The organism is Azonexus fungiphilus (assembly GCF_003634965.1).
In the GTDB taxonomy this organism is placed as follows: Bacteria; Pseudomonadota; Gammaproteobacteria; order Burkholderiales; family Rhodocyclaceae; genus Azonexus; species Azonexus fungiphilus.
Window position 1 is genome coordinate 51,635 of the sequence record NZ_RBXP01000011.1, and the last position, 20,285, is coordinate 71,919.

Annotated in this window: 18 protein-coding genes; 13 read left to right on the forward strand and 5 right to left on the reverse strand. The window is 68.0% G+C overall.

The window, feature by feature from the left end; translation table 11 throughout:
* Positions 1-7: 7 nt before the first annotated feature.
* The 8 genes from DFR40_RS03000 (at position 8) to DFR40_RS03035 (ending at position 9,747) form a co-directional block, all read left to right on the forward strand.
* Positions 8-778: a class II aldolase/adducin family protein gene (locus tag DFR40_RS03000; protein ID WP_121457011.1), complete on the forward strand. Its 771-nt coding sequence runs from the start codon at positions 8-10 to the stop codon at positions 776-778.
* A gap of 142 nt (positions 779-920) precedes the next feature.
* A complete protein-coding gene (locus DFR40_RS03005; RefSeq protein WP_121457012.1) occupies positions 921-2,147 on the forward strand; it encodes an MFS transporter in 1,227 nt (408 codons plus the stop codon).
* Positions 2,144-2,563 carry a GlcG/HbpS family heme-binding protein gene (locus DFR40_RS03010; protein WP_121457013.1) on the forward strand — a complete coding sequence of 140 codons (420 nt, stop codon included), beginning with the start codon at positions 2,144-2,146 and terminating at the stop codon, positions 2,561-2,563. Before DFR40_RS03005 ends, DFR40_RS03010 begins: the two co-directional genes overlap by 4 nt.
* 52 nt (positions 2,564-2,615) lie before the next feature.
* The gene (locus tag DFR40_RS03015; RefSeq protein WP_121457014.1) at positions 2,616-3,797 is read left to right on the forward strand and encodes an acetylornithine transaminase; all 1,182 of its coding nucleotides are present in this window, start codon (positions 2,616-2,618) and stop codon (positions 3,795-3,797) included.
* 120 nt (positions 3,798-3,917) lie between these two features.
* On the forward strand, positions 3,918-4,820 hold the full coding sequence (locus tag DFR40_RS03020) for a LysR family transcriptional regulator (RefSeq protein WP_121457015.1): 903 nt from the start codon (positions 3,918-3,920) through the stop codon (positions 4,818-4,820).
* Positions 4,817-5,911, forward strand: a complete 1,095-nt coding sequence (gene alr / locus DFR40_RS03025; RefSeq protein WP_121457016.1) for an alanine racemase — start codon at positions 4,817-4,819, stop codon at positions 5,909-5,911. The genes DFR40_RS03020 and alr overlap by 4 nt, the downstream gene beginning before the upstream one ends.
* On the forward strand, positions 5,912-7,270 hold the full coding sequence (gene radA, locus DFR40_RS03030; protein ID WP_121457017.1) for a DNA repair protein RadA: 1,359 nt from the start codon (positions 5,912-5,914) through the stop codon (positions 7,268-7,270). It begins immediately after the preceding gene.
* Positions 7,267-9,747 carry an ABC transporter permease gene (locus DFR40_RS03035; protein ID WP_245985585.1) on the forward strand — a complete coding sequence of 827 codons (2,481 nt, stop codon included), beginning with the start codon at positions 7,267-7,269 and terminating at the stop codon, positions 9,745-9,747. The genes radA and DFR40_RS03035 overlap by 4 nt, the downstream gene beginning before the upstream one ends.
* On the opposite strand, the gene DFR40_RS03040 is transcribed toward DFR40_RS03035, so the two are convergent.
* Positions 9,744-10,115, reverse strand: coding sequence for an ATP-binding protein (locus DFR40_RS03040; protein WP_170160143.1), 372 nt, complete (start codon positions 10,113-10,115; stop codon positions 9,744-9,746). The genes DFR40_RS03035 and DFR40_RS03040 overlap by 4 nt on opposite strands.
* A 49-nt stretch (positions 10,116-10,164) precedes the next feature.
* Here DFR40_RS03040 and DFR40_RS03045 point away from each other — a divergent pair, with 49 nt between their 5' ends.
* Both DFR40_RS03045 and DFR40_RS03050 read left to right on the forward strand, forming a co-directional pair.
* A complete protein-coding gene (locus tag DFR40_RS03045) occupies positions 10,165-10,623 on the forward strand; it encodes a FecR family protein (RefSeq protein WP_245985586.1) in 459 nt (152 codons plus the stop codon).
* Positions 10,616-11,194 (forward strand): OmpA family protein, encoded by a 579-nt coding sequence (locus tag DFR40_RS03050; protein WP_121457020.1) that lies wholly within the window; start codon positions 10,616-10,618, stop codon positions 11,192-11,194. The genes DFR40_RS03045 and DFR40_RS03050 overlap by 8 nt, the downstream gene beginning before the upstream one ends.
* Here the strand turns inward: DFR40_RS03050 and DFR40_RS03055 are convergent.
* From DFR40_RS03055 to DFR40_RS03065, 3 genes are read right to left on the reverse strand one after another with little or no spacing between them, the layout of a single operon-like run.
* Positions 11,191-13,302, reverse strand: coding sequence for a CHASE2 domain-containing protein (locus tag DFR40_RS03055; protein ID WP_121457021.1), 2,112 nt, complete (start codon positions 13,300-13,302; stop codon positions 11,191-11,193). The genes DFR40_RS03050 and DFR40_RS03055 overlap by 4 nt on opposite strands.
* On the reverse strand, positions 13,299-14,261 hold the full coding sequence (locus DFR40_RS03060) for an MBL fold metallo-hydrolase (RefSeq protein WP_121457022.1): 963 nt from the start codon (positions 14,259-14,261) through the stop codon (positions 13,299-13,301). Before DFR40_RS03060 ends, DFR40_RS03055 begins: the two co-directional genes overlap by 4 nt.
* Positions 14,258-14,605 carry an STAS domain-containing protein gene (locus tag DFR40_RS03065; protein WP_121457449.1) on the reverse strand — a complete coding sequence of 116 codons (348 nt, stop codon included), beginning with the start codon at positions 14,603-14,605 and terminating at the stop codon, positions 14,258-14,260. The genes DFR40_RS03060 and DFR40_RS03065 overlap by 4 nt, the downstream gene beginning before the upstream one ends.
* A 172-nt stretch (positions 14,606-14,777) precedes the next feature.
* On the opposite strand from DFR40_RS03065, the gene DFR40_RS03070 reads away from it, so the two are divergent.
* Positions 14,778-16,913 carry a YgiQ family radical SAM protein gene (locus tag DFR40_RS03070; RefSeq protein ID WP_211329727.1) on the forward strand — a complete coding sequence of 712 codons (2,136 nt, stop codon included), beginning with the start codon at positions 14,778-14,780 and terminating at the stop codon, positions 16,911-16,913.
* A gap of 17 nt (positions 16,914-16,930) precedes the next feature.
* The gene (locus DFR40_RS03075) at positions 16,931-17,323 is read left to right on the forward strand and encodes a group II truncated hemoglobin (RefSeq protein WP_121457024.1); all 393 of its coding nucleotides are present in this window, start codon (positions 16,931-16,933) and stop codon (positions 17,321-17,323) included.
* Positions 17,324-17,326: 3 nt separating this feature from the next.
* Here DFR40_RS03075 and DFR40_RS03080 read toward each other — a convergent pair whose 3' ends face one another.
* The gene (locus DFR40_RS03080; RefSeq protein WP_170160144.1) at positions 17,327-18,271 is read right to left on the reverse strand and encodes an extracellular catalytic domain type 1 short-chain-length polyhydroxyalkanoate depolymerase; all 945 of its coding nucleotides are present in this window, start codon (positions 18,269-18,271) and stop codon (positions 17,327-17,329) included.
* Between the two features lie 172 nt (positions 18,272-18,443).
* Between DFR40_RS03080 and typA the strand changes: the two genes are divergently transcribed.
* Entirely contained in the window at positions 18,444-20,285 is a 1,842-nt protein-coding gene (gene typA, locus DFR40_RS03085) for a translational GTPase TypA (RefSeq protein ID WP_121457026.1), read from the forward strand.

A 20,285-nucleotide genomic window follows, 5' to 3' on the forward strand; every position in this document is an offset into this window, starting at 1 on the left:
TAAGCCAATGAATTCTCAAGGAAAGTACTACGACCAACCGCAGCGTTTCGCCAAGGAAGAATGGGACGCGCGCGTCAAGCTGGCCGGCGTCTATCGCATTTTTGCCTATCTCGGCTGGGATGAGCTGATCTACAACCACATCTCCCTGCGCGTGCCGGGCCCGGACAAGCATTTCCTGATCAACCCGTTCGGCCTGCACTACAAGGATGTCTGCGCTTCCAACCTGGTCAAGGTCGATATCAAGGGCAACATCATCGGCCACTCGGACTGGCCGATCAATCCGGCCGGTTTCACCTTCCATTCGGCGATCCACGACAAGGTGGCGGAAGGCCACTGCGTGATGCACGTGCATACGACGCCGACACAGGCGGTGTGCTGCCTGAAGGACGGGCTGTCGTACAGCAACTTCTACGCCGCCCAGCTCTACGGCAAGATCGCCTGGCACGAGTTCGAGGGGATTACCGTCCATCTCGACGAAGGCGAACGCATCCTCGCCAGTGCCGGCAACAAGCCGCTGCTGATGCTGCGCAACCATGGTCCGGTGGTGATCGGTTCGACGCTGGCCCAGGCGTTTTCGCTGATGTGGCTGATCAACCGCGCCTGTGAAGTCCAGCTGGCCTCGCAATCGATGGGGGCGGTGAAGGAAATTCCCGAGTCGGTGCTCAACAAATGCGTTGCCGATTCGCTCAACTTCGATCCGAAGTACGGTGCCGGCGAGGACGCGCTGGCAGCACTGACCCGGATCATCGACCGGCTCGATCCGTCGTACCGCTACTGAAACAGGCAAACGACAGGCTTTCACGCTTGTCGTTTGCAGAGACGCATGACAGGAATTATATTAATATATTAGTAATCTTCGCCTTGGCATTGCCGACTGCTCACGTTAACTTCCGGGTTTGACTTTGATTCGTGCTTTCACAATGCCTGCGGGCATCCGGGCGCTGGCCCACCCCAACTTCCGCCGGTATTTCGCCGGTCAGGCGATCTCCATCCTCGGCTCCTGGATCCAGCAGGTGGCCTTGTCCTGGCTGGTCTATCGCCTGACCGGGTCGGCCGCGTTGCTGGGCGTCACGGCCTTTTGCGGCCTGATTCCGCAACTGCTGGTCGGTCCGCTGGCCGGAGCCTGGATCGACAAGCACGACAAGCGGCGCTGGCTGCTCGTGGTGCAGGGGCTGATGGCGGTGCAGGCTTTCGTTCTCGCCTGGCTGACCTGGGCCGCGTGGATCAACCCGGCGTTCATCATCGCGATGGCGTTGCTTCTCGGGACGCTGAGCGCCTTCGACACGCCGCTGCGGCAATCGCTGATCGGCAGCTTCGTCGGCAGCCGCGACGACCTGCCCAATGCGCTGGCGCTCAACGCGATGCTGTTCAATGCCGGGCGTTTCGTCGGGCCGCCGGTGGCCGGCGTGCTGCTCGGGCTGACCTCGGAAGCCGCCTGCTTTGCACTCAACGGCATTTCCTTTCTCGCGCTGATCGTCGGCTTGCTGCGTATCCGCGGCGTGCCGCCGCCGCGCGCCCGGGGCTCGGTCGGCGAGGTCTTTCGCGAAGGGCTGCGCTACGCCTGGCAGACCTGGCATGTGCGCATGCTGATCCTGACCCTGATCGTCCTCAACCTGACGGCTTCGACCTATGCCGTCCTCTTGCCGGTATTCGCCCGCGATGTCTTTGCCGGCGATGCGACGACGCTCGGCTGGTTGTGGGGGGCGGCCGGTTGCGGCGCTTTCCTGTCCACGCTTTTCCTGGCGACGCGCAAGGCCGGGGCGGCACTGGTTTCGGCAGTCGCTGCCGGCGTCCTGATCAGCGCCGTCTCGATGCTGCTGTTCGCGCTCGGTGCCTGGCTGCCGCTGGCGCTCGCCGCCATGGTCGGGCTTGGTTTCGGGATATCGGTCTGCAATGTCGGCATCAACATGATCCTCCAGAGTTCGGCGCCGGATGCCTTGCGCGGGCGGATCGTCTCGTTCTTCACCTCGGCGCGTTTCGGCTTCGATGCGCTTGGCGGCTTGCTTGCCGGCTTCGTCGCCAGCAGCTTCGGCGCCGCCGCCACCTTGCTCGCCGAAGGCGCTGTGCTGCTGCTTTTCGTCCTTGTCCTGTTCGCCCGGCGCCAGCGCCTGCGCGAGCAGCTGTCTGCCGTCCGGGAGGAACAATGAAACTGGATTCGATCGCTTCGGTGGCGCTGGCGACGGCCAGCGAGATCGTCGAGCGCGCCCTGGTCGCGGCCGACGCCGCCGGCGTTCCGGTCTGCGTGGCCGTGGTGGACCGGGCTGGCTTGCCGCTGGTCTTCAAGCGCCAGCAGGGGGCGCCGCTGCACAGCATCGACATCGCCCTCGACAAGGCTTATACGGCGGTCAGCTTCGGCCGGCCGACCGCTGCCTGGGATGCGCGGCTGGCCCAGGCCGGCGATCTGTTGCGCCATGGCCTGATGCAGCGCGACCGTTTCGTCGGTTTCGGCGGCGGCTTGCCGATCCTCCACGATGGTCGCTGCGTTGGCGGCATCGGCATATCGGGCGGCAGCGAGGCCCAGGATGTCGCTTTCGCCGAGGCTGCCCTGAGCGGGGTGTCGTGAGCTACCGGCGCACCCGCATCGCTACCCACCCCTTCACTTCACGGAGCCCGACATGCTGTACGGCGAACATTCCACCGATGCCCTGATGCACATCACCCAGCGTCCCGAACTGGTTTTCGAACGCGGCGAGGGGTCCTGGCTGCACGATCATCAGGGCAAGTCCTATCTCGACTTCGTCCAGGGCTGGGCGGTCAATTGCCTCGGGCACTGTCCGCCGGAAATCGTCGGCGCGCTGACTGCCCAGGCCGGCAAGCTGATCAATCCCAGCCCGGCCTTCTACAACGCGCCGATGATCGAGCTGGCCGATCTGCTCTGTGCCAATTCCTGCTTCGATCGCGTTTTCTTCGCCAATACCGGTGCCGAAGCCAACGAAGGGGCGATCAAGCTGGCCCGCAAATGGGGGCAACTGCATCGCCAGGGCGCCTACGAGATCGTCACCTTCGACCATTCCTTCCACGGGCGCACGCTGGCGACCATGTCCGCCTCCGGCAAGGCTGGCTGGGACAGGCTGTTCGCGCCCCAGGTCGAGGGCTTTCCCAAAGCCATCTACAACGACATCGGTTCGGTCGAGGCGCTGATCGGGCCGAATACCGTGGCAGTGATGCTCGAGCCGGTCCAGGGCGAGGGCGGTGTCATCCCGGCCGAGGTCGAGTTCCTGCGGGCCTTGCGGCGCCTGACCGAAGCCCGGGGCATCCTGCTCATCGTCGACGAGGTGCAGACCGGCGTCGGCCGCACCGGCAAGCTCTTCGCCTATCAGCACGCCGGCATCGAGCCGGACATCATGACCCTGGGCAAGGGCATCGGCGGTGGCGTTCCGCTCGCCGCACTGCTGGCGCGCGAGGCTGTCTGCTGCTTCGTTCCCGGCGACCAGGGCGGAACCTATAACGGCAATCCGCTGATGACTGCGGTCGGTGTGGCGGTGCTCCGGCGCATCCTGGCGCCGGGTTTCCTCGACGAGGTCGAGCGCCTCGCGGCTTACCTGTCGGAGCGGTTGCGCGAACTGGCGGCTCGTCATCACCTGGTCGGCGAGCGCGGCAGCGGTCTGCTGCGTGCGCTGATCCTCGATGACGAACGCGGTCCGGAACTCGTGCGCCGGGCCCTGCAACTGGCGCCGCAGGGGCTGCTGCTGAACTCGCCGCGCCCGAACCTGCTGCGTTTCATGCCGGCACTGAACGTCAGCCTTGCCGAAATCGACCTGATGATCGCGCATCTCGACGCCTTGCTTGCGCGCTGAGCGGATTTTCCGGGGGCTGCGCCTTGGCGCTGCCACCCGGGCCGAAAATACACGTCGTTACGCGGCAAGCCTGCCGAGTGTGGTTGAATATCGCTCTTCCCGAATCCAGGAGCGTTTCCCATGGCTGACCGGCGTTTGCAGGTGTTTCATGCGGTTGCCAAGCACCTCAGCTTCACCCGTGCGGCCGACGCGCTGTTCATGACCCAGCCGGCGGTGACCTTCCAGATCAAGCAGCTGGAAGAGCAGTACAGCACGCGGCTGTTCGAGCGCCGTCACGGCAGCATCGCGCTGACGCCGGCGGGCGAGCTGGTGCTCGAATACGCGCAGAAGATCCTCGCCCTTTCCGACGAGATGGACACCCGCGTCGGCGAGCTCACCGGCGAGATGCGCGGGCCGCTGCTGGTCGGCGCCAGCACGACGATCGCCGAATTCATGCTGCCGCGCGTGCTCGGCGAGTTCAACGCGCTCTACCCGCAGGTGCGGGCGCGGCTGATCGTCGCCAATTCGGAGAGCATCGAGAGCCGGGTAGCCGAGCACAGCCTCGACCTCGGCCTGATCGAGGCGCCGGCCAAGCTGTCCGGGTTGAGCAGCCAGATCTGCTGCGAGGACGAGCTGCAGGTGGTCTGCGTGCCCGATTACCCGCTGGCCGAATTCCAGACGCTGAAGCCGGGCGATCTCGCCGACTACGAATTCATCTCGCGCGAACCGGGTTCCGGCACGCGCGAGATCACCGACGCCTATTTCCGCGATCACGGCATTCCGCCCGAGTCGCTCAAGACGCAGATGGAGCTGGGCAGCCCGGAAGCGCTCAAGGGCGTGGTGTCCACCGGCCTCGGCTTCGCCATCGTCTCGCGTGCCGTCGTCGCCAAGGAAACCCGGCTCGGCGAACTGCTCGGCATCCGCCTCGACCCGCCGCTCAAGCGCAGCCTCTACCTGGTGCATCCGCAGGACCGTTTCCAGTCGAAGCTGCTGACGACTTTCATCGATTTCGCCCGTCGCAAACTCAAGGAACAGGCTGCATGAAGACTTCCCGACCGATCCGCGCCCGCATCCGGCCAGCGGCCATTCTTGCCAATTACCGCAGCGCCAAGGCCTGCGCGCCCGACGCCTGGGCCTGGGCGGTGGTCAAGGCCGATGCCTACGGCCACGGCCAGCTGCGCGCCGTCGAGGCGCTGCGCCACGAGGCCGACGGCTTCGCGCTGCTCGAATGCGAAAACGCGGTGCTCCTGCGCGAGCACGGCGTGCGCCAGCCGATCCTGCTGCTCGAGGGCATCTTCGGCGAGGCCGATGCCCGCCGCGTCGTCGACTACGGCCTGCACAGCGCCGTCCATTGCCGCGAGCAGATCGAGATGCTCGCCGCACACGCCCGCGCCGACCGGCCGCTCAGCCTCTACCTGAAGATCAACAGCGGCATGAACCGCCTCGGCTTCGACGCGGCGACGCTGCCGCAGGCCTGGGAAAGCCTGAAGAAGATCCCGGCGCTCAACCTGACGCTGATGACCCATTTCGCCGAAGCCGACGGCGCGCGCGGCGTGCTCTGGCAGCTCGAGCGCTTCAAGGCGCTGGCCGGCGACTGGCACGGTCCGGTCAGCCTCGGCAACTCCGCCGCCATCCTGCGCCATCCACTGGCGCATGGCGACTGGGTGCGGCCGGGGATCATGCTCTACGGCGCCAGCCCGTTCGCCGACCAGAGCGCCGCCGAATTCGGGCTGCAGCCGGCGATGAGCCTGGAAAGCCGGATCATCGGCGTGCAGTCGATCGCTGCCGGCGAACGCGTCGGCTACGGCGGCACCTTCACCGCCGAGCAGCCGATGCGCATCGGTATCGTCGCCTGCGGCTACGCCGACGGCTACCCGCGCTCGGCGCCGAGCGGTACGCCGATCGCCGTCGCCGGCAAGCTGACGCGCACCGTCGGCCGGGTCTCGATGGACATGCTCGCCTGCGACCTCACCGACATTCCCGACGCCGGCATCGACAGTCCGGTGACGCTGTGGGGCCCGGGCGAAGCCGGTCATGTCCCGGCCGACGCGGTGGCCGCCGCCGCCGGCACGATTTCCTACGAACTGTTCTGCGCCGTCGCGCCGCGCGTGCCGGTCACGGTCGACGGGCAATAAATGGCAAAAACCAAGACCCAGTACAGTTGCACCGAATGCGGCGCGACCAGCCCGAAATGGCAGGGCCAGTGCCCCGGCTGCAACGCCTGGAACACGCTGGTCGAGAGCATCGCCGAGCAACCCGGCAAGCACCGCTTCGAGGCGCTGGCGCCGGCGGCGAAACTGCAGAACCTGGCCGACATCGAAGCGCGTGAGGCCGACCGCATCCCGACCGGCATCGGCGAGTTCGACCGGGCGCTCGGCGGCGGCCTGGTCGCCGGCGGCGTCGTGCTGATCGGCGGCGATCCCGGCATCGGCAAGAGCACGCTGCTGCTGCAGGCGCTGGCCCACCTGTCGCAGGCGCACAAGGTGATCTACGTCACCGGCGAGGAGTCCGGCCAGCAGGTCGCGCTGCGTGCCCGTCGCCTCAATGTCGATAGCGGCAGCCTGCCGCTGATGGCCGAGATCAACCTGGAACGCATCCTCGCCACGCTGCAGGCGGAAAAGCCGCAGGTGGCGGTGATCGATTCGATTCAGACGCTGTGGTCGGACCAGCTCTCCAGCGCCCCGGGCTCGGTCGCCCAGGTGCGCGAATGCGCGGCGCAGCTGACGCGGCTGGCCAAGCAGGCCGGCATCACCGTCATCCTGGTCGGCCACGTGACCAAGGAAGGCGCGCTGGCCGGACCGCGCGTGCTCGAACACGTCGTCGATACCGTGCTCTATTTCGAGGGCGACACGCATTCGAGCTTCCGCCTGGTGCGCGCGGTCAAGAACCGTTTCGGCGCGGTCAACGAGCTCGGCGTCTTCGCGATGACCGAGAGCGGCCTCAAGGGTGTCAGCAATCCGTCGGCGATGTTCCTGTCGCAGCACGGCCAGGAAGTCGCCGGCTCGTGCGTGATGGTGACGCAGGAGGGGACGCGGCCGCTGCTGGTGGAAATCCAGGCGCTGGTCGACACCGCGCACGGCAACCCGCGTCGGCTGACCGTCGGCCTCGATGCGCAGCGACTGGCGATGTTGCTGGCGGTGCTGCACCGCCACGCCGGCATCGTCTGCTTCGACCAGGACGTCTTCGTCAACGCCGTCGGCGGGGTCAAGATCGGCGAGCCGGCGGGTGATCTGGCGGTGATCATGGCGATCACGTCTTCATTGAAAAACAAGGCATTGCCAGAGAAACTTATAGTATTTGGTGAAGTTGGTCTGGCGGGTGAAATCCGCCCCGCGCCGCGCGGCCAGGAGCGTTTGAAGGAGGCCGCCAAGCTCGGCTTCACCCGCGCCCTGATCCCCGAGGCCAACCGGCCGCGGCAGGCGATCCCGGGCATGGAAGTGATCGCCGTGCGCCGCGTCGAGGAAGCGGTGCAGCGTATCCGGGAGCTGCAGTGAACCTGACGCTGGCCTGGCGCATGCTGCGCCGCGAACTGCGCGGCGGCGAGCTGCGCCTGCTTTTCGCGGCGCTGACCATCGCCGTCGCCGCGGTCAGCGCCGTCGGTTTTCTCGCCGACCGGGTCGGCCGGGGGCTTGAGGGGGAGGCGCGGCAGATGCTCGGCGCCGACCTGGTGGTCGCCGCCGACCAGCCGCTGCCGGCCGAACTCGCCGCCGAGGCCGGGCGCCGCGGCCTGCGCACGACGCAGACGCTGGTTTTTCCGAGCATGGTGTTCGCCAACGGCCGGGCGCAACTGGTCGAGATCAAGGCGGTCGGCGCCGGCTACCCGCTGCGCGGCCGCCTGCACAGCGCCGCCGCACCGGGGCAGCCGGATCTGACGGTCGACGGCGGTCCGCAGCCAAAAACCGCCTGGGCCGACGAGCGCCTGTTCGGCCTGCTTGCGCTTGAACCCGGCGCGCCGCTCGGTATCGGCCAGCTGCAGTTGCCGGTGAGCGCCGTGCTCACCCGCGAACCCGACCGCAGCTTCAACGTTTTCGCGATGCAGCCGCGCCTGCTGATGCACCTCGACGACATCGCCGGCAGCGGCCTGATCCAGTTCGGCGCGCGCGTCCGCTACCGCCTGCTGGTCGCCGGCGAGGCGGCGGCGCTGGCGCAATGGCGGGCCTGGGCCGAGCCGCGGCTGGGGCGCGGGCAGCGCCTCGAAGGCATCGAAAACGCTCGCCCGGAAATCCGCAACGCGCTCGACAAGGCGCAGCGCTTTCTGGGCCTGGCGACGCTGTTGACCGTGATCCTCTCGGCCATCGCCGTGGCGCTCGCCGCCCGTCGCTACATGCAGCGCCACCTCGACGCCTGCGCCGTGCTGCGCTGCCTGGGCATGACCCAGGGGCGGCTGCTGCGCCTGCATGCGCTCTCTTTCGTCGGGCTGGCAGCGCTGGCCGCGGCGCTCGGCGCTGGCCTCGGCTTTGCCGCGCATTTCGCGCTGGTCTCGGCAATGGCCGGGCTGATCGCCGGCGAGCTGCCGCTGCCGGGCGCCGGCCCGCTCGGCGAAGGGGCGCTGGTCGCCGGCGTGCTGCTCTTCGGCTTCGCGCTGCCGCCGCTGCTGCAACTGGCGCGGGTGCCGACCTTGCGCGTGCTGCGCCGCGAGCTCGGGCCGCCGGCGCCGCTGGCCGTGCTCGGCTACGCCTTCGGCTTTGCGCTGCTTGCCATGCTGATCGTCCGCGCCGCCGGCGACCTGCGCCTCGGTCTGTTCGCCGTCGCCGGCTTCAGCGGCGCGCTGGCGCTGTTCTGGGGGCTCGCCTGGAGCGCTGTCCGCATCGCCGGCCGGCTGCGCGGCGGCGCCGGCTTCGGCTGGCGCCAGGGACTGGCGACGCTGGCCCGGCACGGCGCCGCCAACACGCTGAAGATCGTGGCGCTGGGCATCGGCCTGATGGCCTTGCTGCTGCTCGGCGTGACCCGGCTCGAACTGGTCGATGCCTGGCAGAAATCGCTGCCGGCCGATGCGCCCAACCGTTTCGTCATCAACATCCAGCCCGAGCAGCGCCAGGCGCTGGCCGACTGGCTGGCCGGGCAGGGCATCGCCGCCGAGCTGGCGCCGATGGTGCGGGCACGGCTGCTCAGGATCAACGAACGCCCGGTCAGTGCCGCCGACTTTCCCGACGACGAGCGCGCCCAGCGCCTGGTCGAGCGCGAGTTCAACCTGTCGTGGCGGCGCGAACTGCCGGCCGGCAACGAGATCGCCGGTGGCCGCTGGTTTGCCGGTCCGGGCCAGGAAGCCTCGGTCGAGGCCGGGCTGGCGAAGACGCTCGGCATCGGGCTCGGCGACCGCCTGCTGTTCAGCGTCGCCGGTGTCGAGAAGAGCGTCGCGGTGACCAGCCTGCGCCGCCTTGACTGGGATTCGATGCGCGTCAATTTCTTCGTCCTGACGCCGCCCGGCGTGCTCGACGACGCGCCGGCCAGCTACATCACCAGCTTCCACCTGCCGGCCGAGCGGCGTCAGGCGGCGGCGCAACTGGTCGAAGCCTTTCCCAACCTGACGGTGATCGACATCGACGCCGTGCTGGCGCAGATCCAGGGCGTCGTCGGCCAAGTCGTCGGCGCCGTCCAGCTGGTTTTCCTGTTCACCCTCGCCGCCGGCGCCGTCGTCCTCTATGCGGCTTTCCTGTCGGCAATCGACGAGCGGCGCTTCGAACTGGCGGTGATGCGCGCGCTCGGCGCCCGCCGCGAGCAATTGCGCGGCGCCTTGCTGGTCGAACTGGCGGCGGTCGGCGGGCTCGCCGGCCTGATCGCCGCGCTCGGCGCGGCGGCGGTCGGGCAACTGCTGGCACGCCAGGTGTTCGAGCTGGCGCCCGAGTTTTCGCTGGCGTCGCCGCTGCTCGCCGCCCTCGGCTGCGCGCTGGCGACAACCCTGGCCGGCTGGCTGGGCATGCGTCGTCTGCTCGCCGTACCGCCGCTGGCGGCCTTGCGCCAGGGCGCCTAAAGCAGAAGTTCGACCAGGTTGCGCCCGGCTTCGCGACGGTAGTGCAGCTCGCGGCTCATGCCGCGGAGCAGGCTCAGGCCGAGGCCACCGACGTTGTCGCCGGGGGCCTCCGGCAGGGGGGCGGCGAGCGGGTCGAAGGGCGGGGCGGCGTCGCTGTAATGCAGGCGCAGGCCGTCGGCGGCGCGCGACAGCGACAGCCGCACCGGGGCGCCGGTTTTTCCCGAAAATCCGTGGTCGACCGTGTTGATGAACAGTTCCTCGGCGAACAGCTGCAGGCGCAGCGCGTCGTCGGCGGCGACCGCCAGTTGCGTGCAGGCAACGGCGAGCCCGGCGAGCAGCTCGGGCAGCGCGGCGTGGCACGCGGCCACCGAAATTTCCGTAGAATGGTCGGTCATGACAATGGGAGGGTTCGAGGCGATGATTAAATCACAACGGGCGCCGGCTTTGCTGCTCGCCGGCATGGCTTTCTGCCTGGGCGCACAGGCTGCCGAGCTTGCCGGCATGGTCAAGACGAGCAGCGGCCAGGCGGTCATCGAGCGTGGCAGCGAGCGGCTGCCGGCCAGCATCGGCAGCCAGGTTTTCGTCGACGACAAGCTGCGTACCGGCAGCGACGGTGCGGTTGGCGTCACCTTGCGCGACAACACCTTGCTTTCGGCCGGGCCGAATTCGCTGATCGTCGTCGACAAGTTCGCCTTCGACAGCTCGACGCTGGCCGGCCGGATGTCGGTCGGCGTACGCAAGGGCACCCTGTCGGTGGCGACCGGCAAGATCGCCAAGCAGTCGCCGGAGTCGGTCGATTTCCACACGCCGACCTCGGTCCTTGGTGTGCGCGGTACCGAATTCGTCGTCGAAGTCAGCGGAGGCCGCGATGAATAAGCCGCTTGCCCTGCTTGCCGTCCTGCTGCTTGCCGGCTGTGCCAGCGAGCGCGTCGTCCTGCTGCCCTCGGCCGATGGCCGGCCGTCCGGCGTCGTCGTGCGCGATGCCGGCGGCGAGCAGGTGCTTGACCAGCCCTATGCGGCGACGGTCCGCCGGCTCGGCAGCCTTCGCGGCTACCAGTCCGACGCCGCCGAGGTCGAAGCGCGTTACGGCCAGACGCTGCGCGCGATGCCGCAGCGCCCGGTCAGCTACACGCTGTATTTCGAGCCGGGCGGCGACAAGCTGACCGCTGCCTCGGCCGCCGAGTTCGCCAACATCAAGCGCGACATCGCGGCGCGTGCCGCCGCCGAGATCATGGTCATCGGCCATACCGACCGCGTCGGTGCGGCGGCGGCCAACGATGCGCTGTCGGCCAAGCGCGCCCAGGCGGTACGCGAGCAACTGGCAGGCGAAGGCGTGCCGGTCGAGAAGATGGAAGTGGCCGGTCGTGGCGAGCGCGAACCGCTGGTGCCGACTGCCGACGAAGTCGACGAGCCGCGCAACCGGCGCGTCGAGATCAGCATCCGCTAGGCGCCGTCCCAGCGCAGCAGCAGCAGCGTCAGGTCGTCGGCCGGCGCGGCGCCGGCCTCGAATTCGCGGACCTTGTCGCGGATTGCCCGGCACAGGGCGTCGGGCGCGGCTTCCGGCAGCGCTGCCAGGCAGGTGGCCAGGCGCTCGCCGCCGAACAACGCGTCGCCGCTGCCGGCTTCGCTGACGCCGTCGGTGAACAGGCAGAGCAGGTCGCCGGCTTGCAGTTGCAGGCGGGCGGTGGCGTAGGGATAGTCGCCGAGCGCGCACAGTGGCGGCCCGGCCACGGCTGCGGTGTCGATCCGCGCAACCCGGCCGGCGCGGCGCAACAGCGGCGCATCGTGGCCGGCGCAGGCGTAGTCGAGCGTGCCACGGTCGACGTCGAGAATGCCGATGAAAGCGGTGACGAACAGAAAGGCCGGGTTTTCCCGGCTGAGTTCGCCCTCGATGTCGCGGACCGCCGCGGCGAGATCGCCATGGCGGCGCAGCAGCGTGCTGCCCAGGGTTTTCGAGATGGCCATGAACAGGCTGGCCGGCACGCCCTTGCCTGAAACGTCGCCGATGGCGATGCACAAGCGCTGCCGGTCGAGCATGAAGCAGTCGTAGTAGTCGCCGCCGACGGCCAGCGCCGGTTCGAGCAGGGCGCCGACGGCGAAGCGGCTTTCGCCGGCGAAGCGTTGTCCGGGGTCGGGCAGCAGTCCCATCTGGATGCGCCGGGCGGCGTCGAGTTCGCCGGCAACGCGGGCGGCCTCTTCGCGGCTCCGCTGGAGGTGGCGCTCGGCGGCACGCCGGCGGGCGTCGGCGGCGATCAGCGTGTTGCCGAGCAGGGCCATGAAGACCGGGCCGAGCAGCAGCGTCACCGAGGCGCCGTCGAACAGCCAGCGGCCGGCGAGGAAGGCGGCGTAGCCGCCACCGACCATGAGCAGGCCGAGCAGGCTGAACGAGAACACCGCGTAGCGCGGGCGCAGCGCCGGCACCGCGGCGATCAGCAGCAGGCCGCCGGCGAGCAGCGCCCCGGTCTCGAGCAGCGGCAGCCAGGCCGGACGGCGCAGGGCAGTGCCGGCGAGCAGGCTTTCGATCACCTGGGCATGCACGTCGACGCCGGGCAGGCTGTCGCCGAGCGGACTGACGACCCGGTCCTGGAGCCCGATGCTGTTGAAGCCGACGATGACGAAGCGGTCGGCGAAGGTGGCCGGCGGGTATTTGCCGGCCAGCACGTCGGCGGCCGACAGGTAGTAGCTCGCCGAGGCCTTGCCGAAATGCAGCAGCAACTCGCCGTTGGCCTGCGTCGGCAGCCGGTAGTCGCCGATCCGGATGGCCTGCATGCCGGCACTGCCGGGTTCGGCGACGACGGCGCCGGCGCCGAGTGCCTGGCGGACCATTTCGAGCGGCAGCGACAGGTAGGGTTGGTCGCGGATCATCGCCAGCGTCGGCACCCGGCGCAGGATGCTGCGCTCGCCATGTTCGCCCGGGGCGCCCGGGGTGGCGTTGATGAAACCCTCGCCGGCCGCCGCTGCCTGCAGCTCGGGGCGGCTGGCCAGGGCGCTGGAAAATTGCGGCAGGGCGCGGTCGACCGTCAGCGGCAGCTGCAGCGCCGGCAAGGGATGCACCGGCAGGCGGGCGCCCGGCAACTGGCGCGCCAGGCCGACCACGGCCAGCGTTGTCGGGGCGACTGCCAGTCTCGCTGCCAGCGTCGCGTCGGGGTCGGGCAGCTGGCGCAGCAGTGCGCCGGCGGCCGGTGGCAGGCGCTCGGCGATCAGTGCCGGCGCCTGCTGGTCGCGTTCGGCAAAGACGAAATCGAGGCCGACCGCCAGCGGTTGTCCGCCCTGGATGCGTTCGAGCAGCCGTGCAATCAGGTCGCGCGGCCACGGCCACTGGCCGTGCGTTGCCAGGCTCTGGCTGTCGATGGCGACGACGATCACCGGCTCGGCGTCGCGCGGGCGCGGCGCCAGCCGCTGGTAGCGGTCGAACTGGCTGGCCTGCAGCGTCTGCAGCGGAGTCTGTTCGATGTGCTGGAGGAGCAGCGCGGCCGCAGCCAGCAGCAGGGTCGGCAGCAGCCGGCCGCGGCCGGCGCGCAGCACCGTCGCGAGCAGGGCGGTGCCGCGGTTCACAGGTCGAGGATCAGGCCGTCGTAGGCGGAGACGACCTCGAGCGGCGGCCGCTCGCCGCGCGTGATCTGCTCGAGGCGGCGGGTTTCCTCGAGCAGGCGGGCGAGCTGCTTGTCGTCGTTGACCGGCTCGTGGTGGAACAGCGCCAGGCGCCTGGCGGCCGCGGCCTGGCACAGCTCGACGCCGATCACGTTGCTCGAGTGGCCCCAGTCCGACTTGACCGATGCCGCCTCGGCCAGCGAGTACATGGCGTCGAAGATGACCAGGTCGGCGCCGGCGAAGAAGCGGGCGAAGCGTTCGAAGGCCTCGATGTCCTCGAGCTTGTGCTCGCAGTCGGTGCTGTACACCAGCGTCCGGTCCACGCTTTCGAAGCGGTAGCCGTAGGAATCGCCGGCGTGCAGCTGCAGCGTCGGGATCACGTTGAGGCCGCAGATGTAGTGCGGATGGTCGGGCGTCATCAGGTCGAACTCGATCTGGGCGCCGGCCTGCGAGTAATCGACCGGGAAGCAGGGGGCCTGCATCTGCCGGCGCACGGCTTCCTCGAGCCGCGGGTGGCAGCCGTGGATGACGATGCGGTTGCCCGGGATATACATCGGCGCGAAGAACGGGAACCCCATCAGGTGGTCCCAGTGCAGATGCGAGATGAAGATGTGGTAGGTCTGCGGGTTGGGCACGCCGAAGCGGGCGATCTTGGCCTGGCCGAGCGGGCGGGCGCCGCTGCCCATGTCGAGGATGATGTGCTCGGGCCCGCTGGTGACGATCTCGACGCAGGAGGAATTGCCGCCGAAAGTGCCGTTGACCGCGAACGGCAGGCCCCGGACGAATTCCTCGAGGGCGTTGCGGTTGCGGAAGCTGCGGCCGTTGGCGACAACCAGAGCGGCGACGATCTTTTCGTGGATGTCGCGACTGGTCAGCGAGGTCGGCAGGGCACCGCGGGTGCCCCAGAAGACCACCTGCTTCATCGGCCGAGGACCTTGCAGGCAGCGTCGACGCTGGTGTAGCAGGGGACGATCAGGTTGAAGCGGCTGATCGTGAACACTTCCTGGACCAGCGGCGTCAGCGCGGCGATGGCGAAGCTGCCCTGCTGCGCCTTGGCCTGGCGCGAAGCCATCATCAGCACGCGCAGGCCGGCCGAGCTGATATAGACGACGCCGGAGAAGTCCAGCAGCAGCGCCGGCTGGCCTTGCGTGCAGCGAGCCAGCAGCGGCTCGAGCGCGCGGGTGAACTCTTCGCTGACGGCGTGGTCTATGCGCCCGTTGACGGAAACGACCAGAACGCCGGCCTGTTCGCTGGTGGGAAGATTCATCATCGCTTGAAAGGGTTCAGGCTGTGGGGTTGATGGGCAAGTATGCCATGGCGTTCCGCACGATTAGGTAAAATATTGCATGCTTACAAACAACACACAGCCAGCCGTCCGCCCGCTGTTCTCCTGGCGCAAGTTCTGGGCCCAGCGTTTCGGCCCGGCCCCCTTCCTGCCGATGTCGCGTACCGAGATGGACCAGCTGGGCTGGGATTCCTGCGACATCATCCTGATCACCGGCGATGCCTACATCGACCACCCGAGTTTCGGCATGGCGCTGATCGGGCGCCTGCTCGAGGCCCAGGGCTTCCGTGTCGGCATCATCAGCCAGCCGGACTGGAATTCGGCGGCCGATTTCCGCAAGCTGGGCAAGCCCAACCTGTTCTTCGGCGTCACCGCCGGCAACATGGATTCGATGGTCAACCGCTACACCTCGGACCGCAAGCCGCGCTCGGATGACGCCTACACGCCGAACGGCGAGGCCAACAAGCGCCCGGACCGTGCCGTCACCGTGTACGCCCAGCGCTGCCGCGAGGCCTTTCCCGGTTCGGCTGTGGTGATCGGTTCGATCGAGGCCAGCCTGCGGCGCATCGCCCATTACGACTACTGGTCGGACAAGGTGCGTCGCTCGGTGCTGCCCGATTCGAAGGCCGACCTGCTGGTCTTCGGCAACGCCGAACGGGCCATCGTCGAACTGGCGCATCGCCTGGCCAAGGGCGAGAAAATCTCGGAAATCCGCGACCTGCGCGGCACCGCCTTCATGGTCGGGCGCGACTGGCTGCCGTCGGCCGACTGGGAGGAAATGGACTCGACCGAGGTCGATACGCCCGGACCGCTGGTCAAGCACGCCGATCCCTACGCGATGGACGAGGGCGCCGACAAAAATGCCTGTGCGACGCCGTCGACCGCAGACGGGGCCCTACCGGTACGTATCGTCTCGCGCGCCGAGCGCCTGGCCGCCCGCCGCGAGCGCCGCGCCCACACCGTCGTCCGCCTGCCGGCCTACGAGCAGGTCAAGGACGACCCGGTGCTCTACGCCCACGCCTCGCGCACCTTCCACCTCGAATCGAACCCGGGCAACGCCCGCGCGCTGCGCCAGGCGCATGGCGAGCGCGATGTCTGGCTGAATCCGCCGCCGATCCCGCTGACCACCGAGGAACTCGACCAGGTTTACGAGGCGCCGTACGCGCGCCGCCCGCATCCCAGCTACGGCGAGGCCAAGATCCCGGCCTGGGAAATGATCCGCTTCTCGGTCAACATCATGCGCGGCTGCTTCGGCGGCTGCACCTTCTGCTCGATCACCGAGCACGAAGGACGCATCATCCAGAGCCGTTCCGAGGATTCGGTGATCCGTGAAATCGAGGAAATGCGCGACAAGACGCCGGGCTTCACCGGCATCGTCTCCGACCTCGGCGGGCCGACCGCCAACATGTACCACCTCAAGTGCAAGGACGAGAAGATCGAATCGGCCTGCCGCCGGCTGTCCTGCGTCTATCCCGACATCTGCGACAACCTCGGCACCGACCATGCGCCGCTGATTTCCCTGTACCGCCGGGCGCGCAGCCTGAAGGGCGTCAAGAAGGTGCTGATCGGCTCCGGCCTGCGCTACGACCTGGCGGTGCGTTCGCCCGAGTACATCAAGGAACTGGTCCAGCACCACGTCGGCGGCTACCTGAAGATCGCCCCCGAGCACACCGAGGACGGCCCGCTGTCGAAGATGATGAAGCCCGGCATCGGCACCTACGACCGCTTCAAGCAACTGTTCGACCGCTTCTCCCGCGAGGCCGGCAAGGAGCAGTACCTGATCCCGTACTTCATCGCCGCCCATCCGGGCACCCAGGACACCGACATGGTCAGCCTGGCGCTGTGGCTGAAGAAGAACAACTTCCGCCTCGACCAGGTGCAGACCTTCCTGCCGACGCCAATGGCGCTGGCGACGACGATGTACCACACCGAGAAGAACCCGCTGAAGAAGCTGCACCGGCAGGGCGGGGAAAACGTCGGGGCGGTGCGCGGTGCGCGCCAGCGCAAGCTGCACAAGGCTTTCCTGCGCTACCACGATCCCGAGAACTGGCCGTTGCTGCGCGAGGCCCTGAAGGAAATGGGTCGCGCCGACCTGATCGGCAACGGCAAGAAGCAGCTGGTGCCGGCCTGGCAGCCCGCGGGCACCGGGCTGAAGGCAACGCCGGTACAGAAAGCCGCAACGGGCGCGAAAAATGCCGGATTTTCACGGTCGACCGTCGATAACCGCAGAAAACCGGCGGCCGGCCGGCCCGCCGCCGGCGGTCCGCGCAAGCACAAACCAACAAGATGATGGCTCAGGGAGAATCCATGGAAGCACAACAAAGCACCACCTACGAGAAAATCGGCGGCGAGGCGACGGTCGGCAAGCTGGCCGACCGCTTCTACGAACTGATGGACAGCGTTCCGCAGTTTGCCGAACTGCGCGCGATGCACCCCGAGAGCCTGCAGGGCTCGCGCGACAAGCTGTACAAGTTCCTCTCCGGCTGGTTCGGCGGTCCCGACCTGTTCGTCCAGGAATACGGCCACCCGCGCCTGCGCGCCCGCCACATGCCGTTCGCCATCGGCACGCTCGAGCGTGACCAGTGGGTCGCCTGCATGGTCCTGGCGATGGAGGATGTCGGCATCGAGGAAGACGTGCGCAAGGTCTTGCTGAACAACTTCTTCAACACCGCCGACTTCATGCGCAACAAGGAAGGCTGAGCCTCAGCGCCGCCCGTCGGCGACCTCGCTGAAGAAGGCCCAGATCGTGTCGCTGGCGTCCAGCGCCTGCGACGCGCCTTCCTTGCCGCGCCGGACAGTCTCGGCCCCGGGCCAGGAATGGCCGCCGCTGCTGGTGACGCAGAGCTGGACCGTGGCCCCGTCGCGACAGGCGTTGTAGCGCTCGCACCAGGCGCCAGGGCGTTCCAGGATGCGTTCGGCTTGCGTCTGGCAGGCGTTGCGGCCTACCCAGCGGCGGACGGTTTCCGGCACCGAAACGAAGTCCATGACCTTGCTCGCGTCGCGGAATGCATCCGGGCCGGCACCGCCGTCGAAGAGCACGTGCGTGTCGTTGCGGGCGTGGATGTGCAGGACAGGAACCGGCCGTGACGGCCGGCAGTCGGCGACGGCCTCGGTGCCGGCGACGGCGGCCACCGCGCGGACCAGGTCGGCGGCTTCGCAGGCCAGCCGGTAGGCCATCATGCCCCCGTTCGACATGCCGGTGGCGAAGACACGCTGGCGGTCGATCGCCACCTGGCGACCGATGTCGGCGACCACGGCGCGCGTAAAACCGACGTCGTCGCTGTTGCTGTCGCGGGCGTTGCCGCAGCAGCCGCCGGCGTTCCAGGTAGCCAGCCGGCCGCGCGGAAAGCGGCTGTGACCGTTGGGGAAAGCGACCACGAAACCGGCTGCGCGCGCCTTGCCGATCAATCCGTAGCGCGCGTCGTCGGCCATGAACTCGGCGTGGCCGCCGCCGCCGTGAAAGGCCAGCACCAGCGCCGCCGGCTTGCCGGGATCGAGGCCGTGCGGGATGTACAGTGCGTAGCGGCGCTTCTCGCCGCCGTGGCGCAGTTCGACGAGTTTCACCTCGTCGTTGCCATCGCGCCAGGCGGCACCGGCGGGCGCGCAGAGCAGGGCGGCGAGGCAGATGATCAGGGCGTGGTAGCGCATGCTGGGAGCTCCGTCATGGGTTGCCGGGAGCATAGGCAAGGCGGCCTGGCCTGTCCAATCGGGTTTGTTACGAAATTTAAAATTATTTGTCGGGCCGCCCGGCGGGGCATGCTGCGACGCAGCATCGAGTGATACAATCACGCCCTTGATTTTTCTGACTATTCCTATATCCATGTCCGCACGCCCCATCCGCAACATCGCCATCATTGCCCACGTCGACCACGGCAAGACCACGCTGGTCGACCAGCTGCTCCGTCAATCCGGTACTTTCGCAGCCCACCAGCAGGTGGTCGATTGCGTGATGGACTCCGGTGACATCGAAAAAGAGCGCGGCATCACCATCCTCTCGAAGAACACCGCCGTCGAATACGAAGGCATCCACATCAACATCGTCGACACCCCGGGCCACGCGGACTTCGGCGGTGAAGTCGAGCGCGTGCTCGGCATGGTCGATGGCGTGGTGCTGCTGGTCGATGCCGCTGAAGGCCCGATGCCGCAGACCCGTTTCGTGACCAAGAAGGCACTGGCCCAGGGCCTGCGCCCGATCGTGCTGGTCAACAAGGTCGACCGCGACGGCGCCGATCCCGACAACGCCGTGAACCTGACTTTCGACCTGTTCGACAAGCTGGGCGCCACCGACGAGCAGCTCGACTTCCCGATCGTCTACGCTTCCGGCCTGAACGGCTGGGCCGCGATGGAACTCGACCAGCCGCGCGAAAACATGAAGCCGCTGTTCGACACCATCCTGCGCCACGTGCCGGCGCCCGATGCCGATGTCGAAGCGCCGCTGCAGCTGCAGATTTCCGCGCTCGATTATTCTTCCTACGTCGGCCGCATCGGCGTCGGCAAGATCATCCGCGGCCGCGTCAAGACCGGCCAGAACGTGATGGTCATGTTCGGTACCGAAGAAGAGGCCGCCGAGCACGATCGTTCGCCGATCAAGGCCAAGATCGGCCAGGTGTTCGGCTACAAGGGCCTGAACAAGGTCGAGATGGACGAAGGTCTGGCCGGCGACATCGTCCAGATCACCGGCATCGAGGATCTCGTGCTGGGTTGCACGGTGACCGATCCGGATCAGCCGGAAGCGCTGCCGCTGCTGAAGATCGACGAACCGACGCTGTCCATGCAGTTCATGGTCAACACCAGCCCGCTGGCCGGTACCGAAGGCAAGTTCGTCACCAGCCGCCAGATCCGCGACCGCCTGCACAAGGAACTGCTGACCAACATGGCGCTGCGCGTGCATGACACCCCGAACGGCGACGTCTTCGACGTCGCTGGCCGTGGCGAACTGCACCTCGGCATCCTGCTCGAGAACATGCGCCGCGAAGGCTACGAGCTGGCCGTCGGCCGTCCGCGCGTGGTCAAGAAGGTCATCGACGGCGTCGAATGCGAGCCTTACGAGCAGTTGACCGTGGACGTCGAGGAAGAACACCAGGGCGGCGTCATGGAGGCCCTCGGCCTGCGCAAGGGCGAGATGCTCGACATGGTGCCGGACGGTCGCGGTCGCGTCCGTATCGAATACCGCATTCCGGCCCGTGGCCTGATCGGTTTCCAGGGCGAGTTCATGAACCTGACCCGCGGCAACGGCCTGATGAGCCACGTTTTCGACGAATACGCCCCGGTCAAGGAAGGCACCGTCGCCGAGCGTCGCAACGGCGTGCTGATCTCGCAGGACAACGGCGAAGCCGTTGCCTACGCGCTCTGGAAGCTGCAGGATCGCGGCCGCATGTTCGTCAATCCGGGCGAGAAGCTGTACGAAGGCATGATCATCGGCATCCACAGCCGCGAGAACGACCTCGTCGTCAACCCGATCAAGGGCAAGCAGCTGACCAACGTTCGCGCCTCCGGTACCGACGAAGCCGTCCGCCTGGTGCCGCCGGTCCAGCTCAGCCTGGAAGCCGCCGTCGAATTCATCGACGAGGACGAACTGGTCGAACTGACGCCGAAGTCGATCCGCCTGCGCAAGCGCCATCTGACGGAAATCGAACGCAAGCGGGCGCAACGCGGCCTGTAA

What these genes read in the sequence shown, in the direction of transcription:
- DFR40_RS03000 (WP_121457011.1), top strand. Translation starts at nt 8, where the DNA reads ATGAATTCTCAAGGAAAGTACTACGACCAACCGCAGCGTTTCGCCAAG.
- DFR40_RS03005 (WP_121457012.1), top strand. Translation starts at nt 921, where the DNA reads ATGCCTGCGGGCATCCGGGCGCTGGCCCACCCCAACTTCCGCCGGTAT.
- DFR40_RS03010 (WP_121457013.1), top strand. Translation starts at nt 2,144, where the DNA reads ATGAAACTGGATTCGATCGCTTCGGTGGCGCTGGCGACGGCCAGCGAG.
- DFR40_RS03015 (WP_121457014.1), top strand. Translation starts at nt 2,616, where the DNA reads ATGCTGTACGGCGAACATTCCACCGATGCCCTGATGCACATCACCCAG.
- DFR40_RS03020 (WP_121457015.1), top strand. Translation starts at nt 3,918, where the DNA reads ATGGCTGACCGGCGTTTGCAGGTGTTTCATGCGGTTGCCAAGCACCTC.
- alr (WP_121457016.1), top strand. Translation starts at nt 4,817, where the DNA reads ATGAAGACTTCCCGACCGATCCGCGCCCGCATCCGGCCAGCGGCCATT.
- radA (WP_121457017.1), top strand. Translation starts at nt 5,912, where the DNA reads ATGGCAAAAACCAAGACCCAGTACAGTTGCACCGAATGCGGCGCGACC.
- DFR40_RS03045 (WP_245985586.1), top strand. Translation starts at nt 10,165, where the DNA reads ATGATTAAATCACAACGGGCGCCGGCTTTGCTGCTCGCCGGCATGGCT.
- DFR40_RS03050 (WP_121457020.1), top strand. Translation starts at nt 10,616, where the DNA reads ATGAATAAGCCGCTTGCCCTGCTTGCCGTCCTGCTGCTTGCCGGCTGT.
- DFR40_RS03060 (WP_121457022.1), bottom strand. Translation starts at nt 14,261, where the DNA reads ATGAAGCAGGTGGTCTTCTGGGGCACCCGCGGTGCCCTGCCGACCTCG.
- DFR40_RS03065 (WP_121457449.1), bottom strand. Translation starts at nt 14,605, where the DNA reads ATGAATCTTCCCACCAGCGAACAGGCCGGCGTTCTGGTCGTTTCCGTC.
- DFR40_RS03070 (WP_211329727.1), top strand. Translation starts at nt 14,778, where the DNA reads ATGTCGCGTACCGAGATGGACCAGCTGGGCTGGGATTCCTGCGACATC.
- DFR40_RS03075 (WP_121457024.1), top strand. Translation starts at nt 16,931, where the DNA reads ATGGAAGCACAACAAAGCACCACCTACGAGAAAATCGGCGGCGAGGCG.
- DFR40_RS03080 (WP_170160144.1), bottom strand. Translation starts at nt 18,271, where the DNA reads ATGCGCTACCACGCCCTGATCATCTGCCTCGCCGCCCTGCTCTGCGCG.
- typA (WP_121457026.1), top strand. Translation starts at nt 18,444, where the DNA reads ATGTCCGCACGCCCCATCCGCAACATCGCCATCATTGCCCACGTCGAC.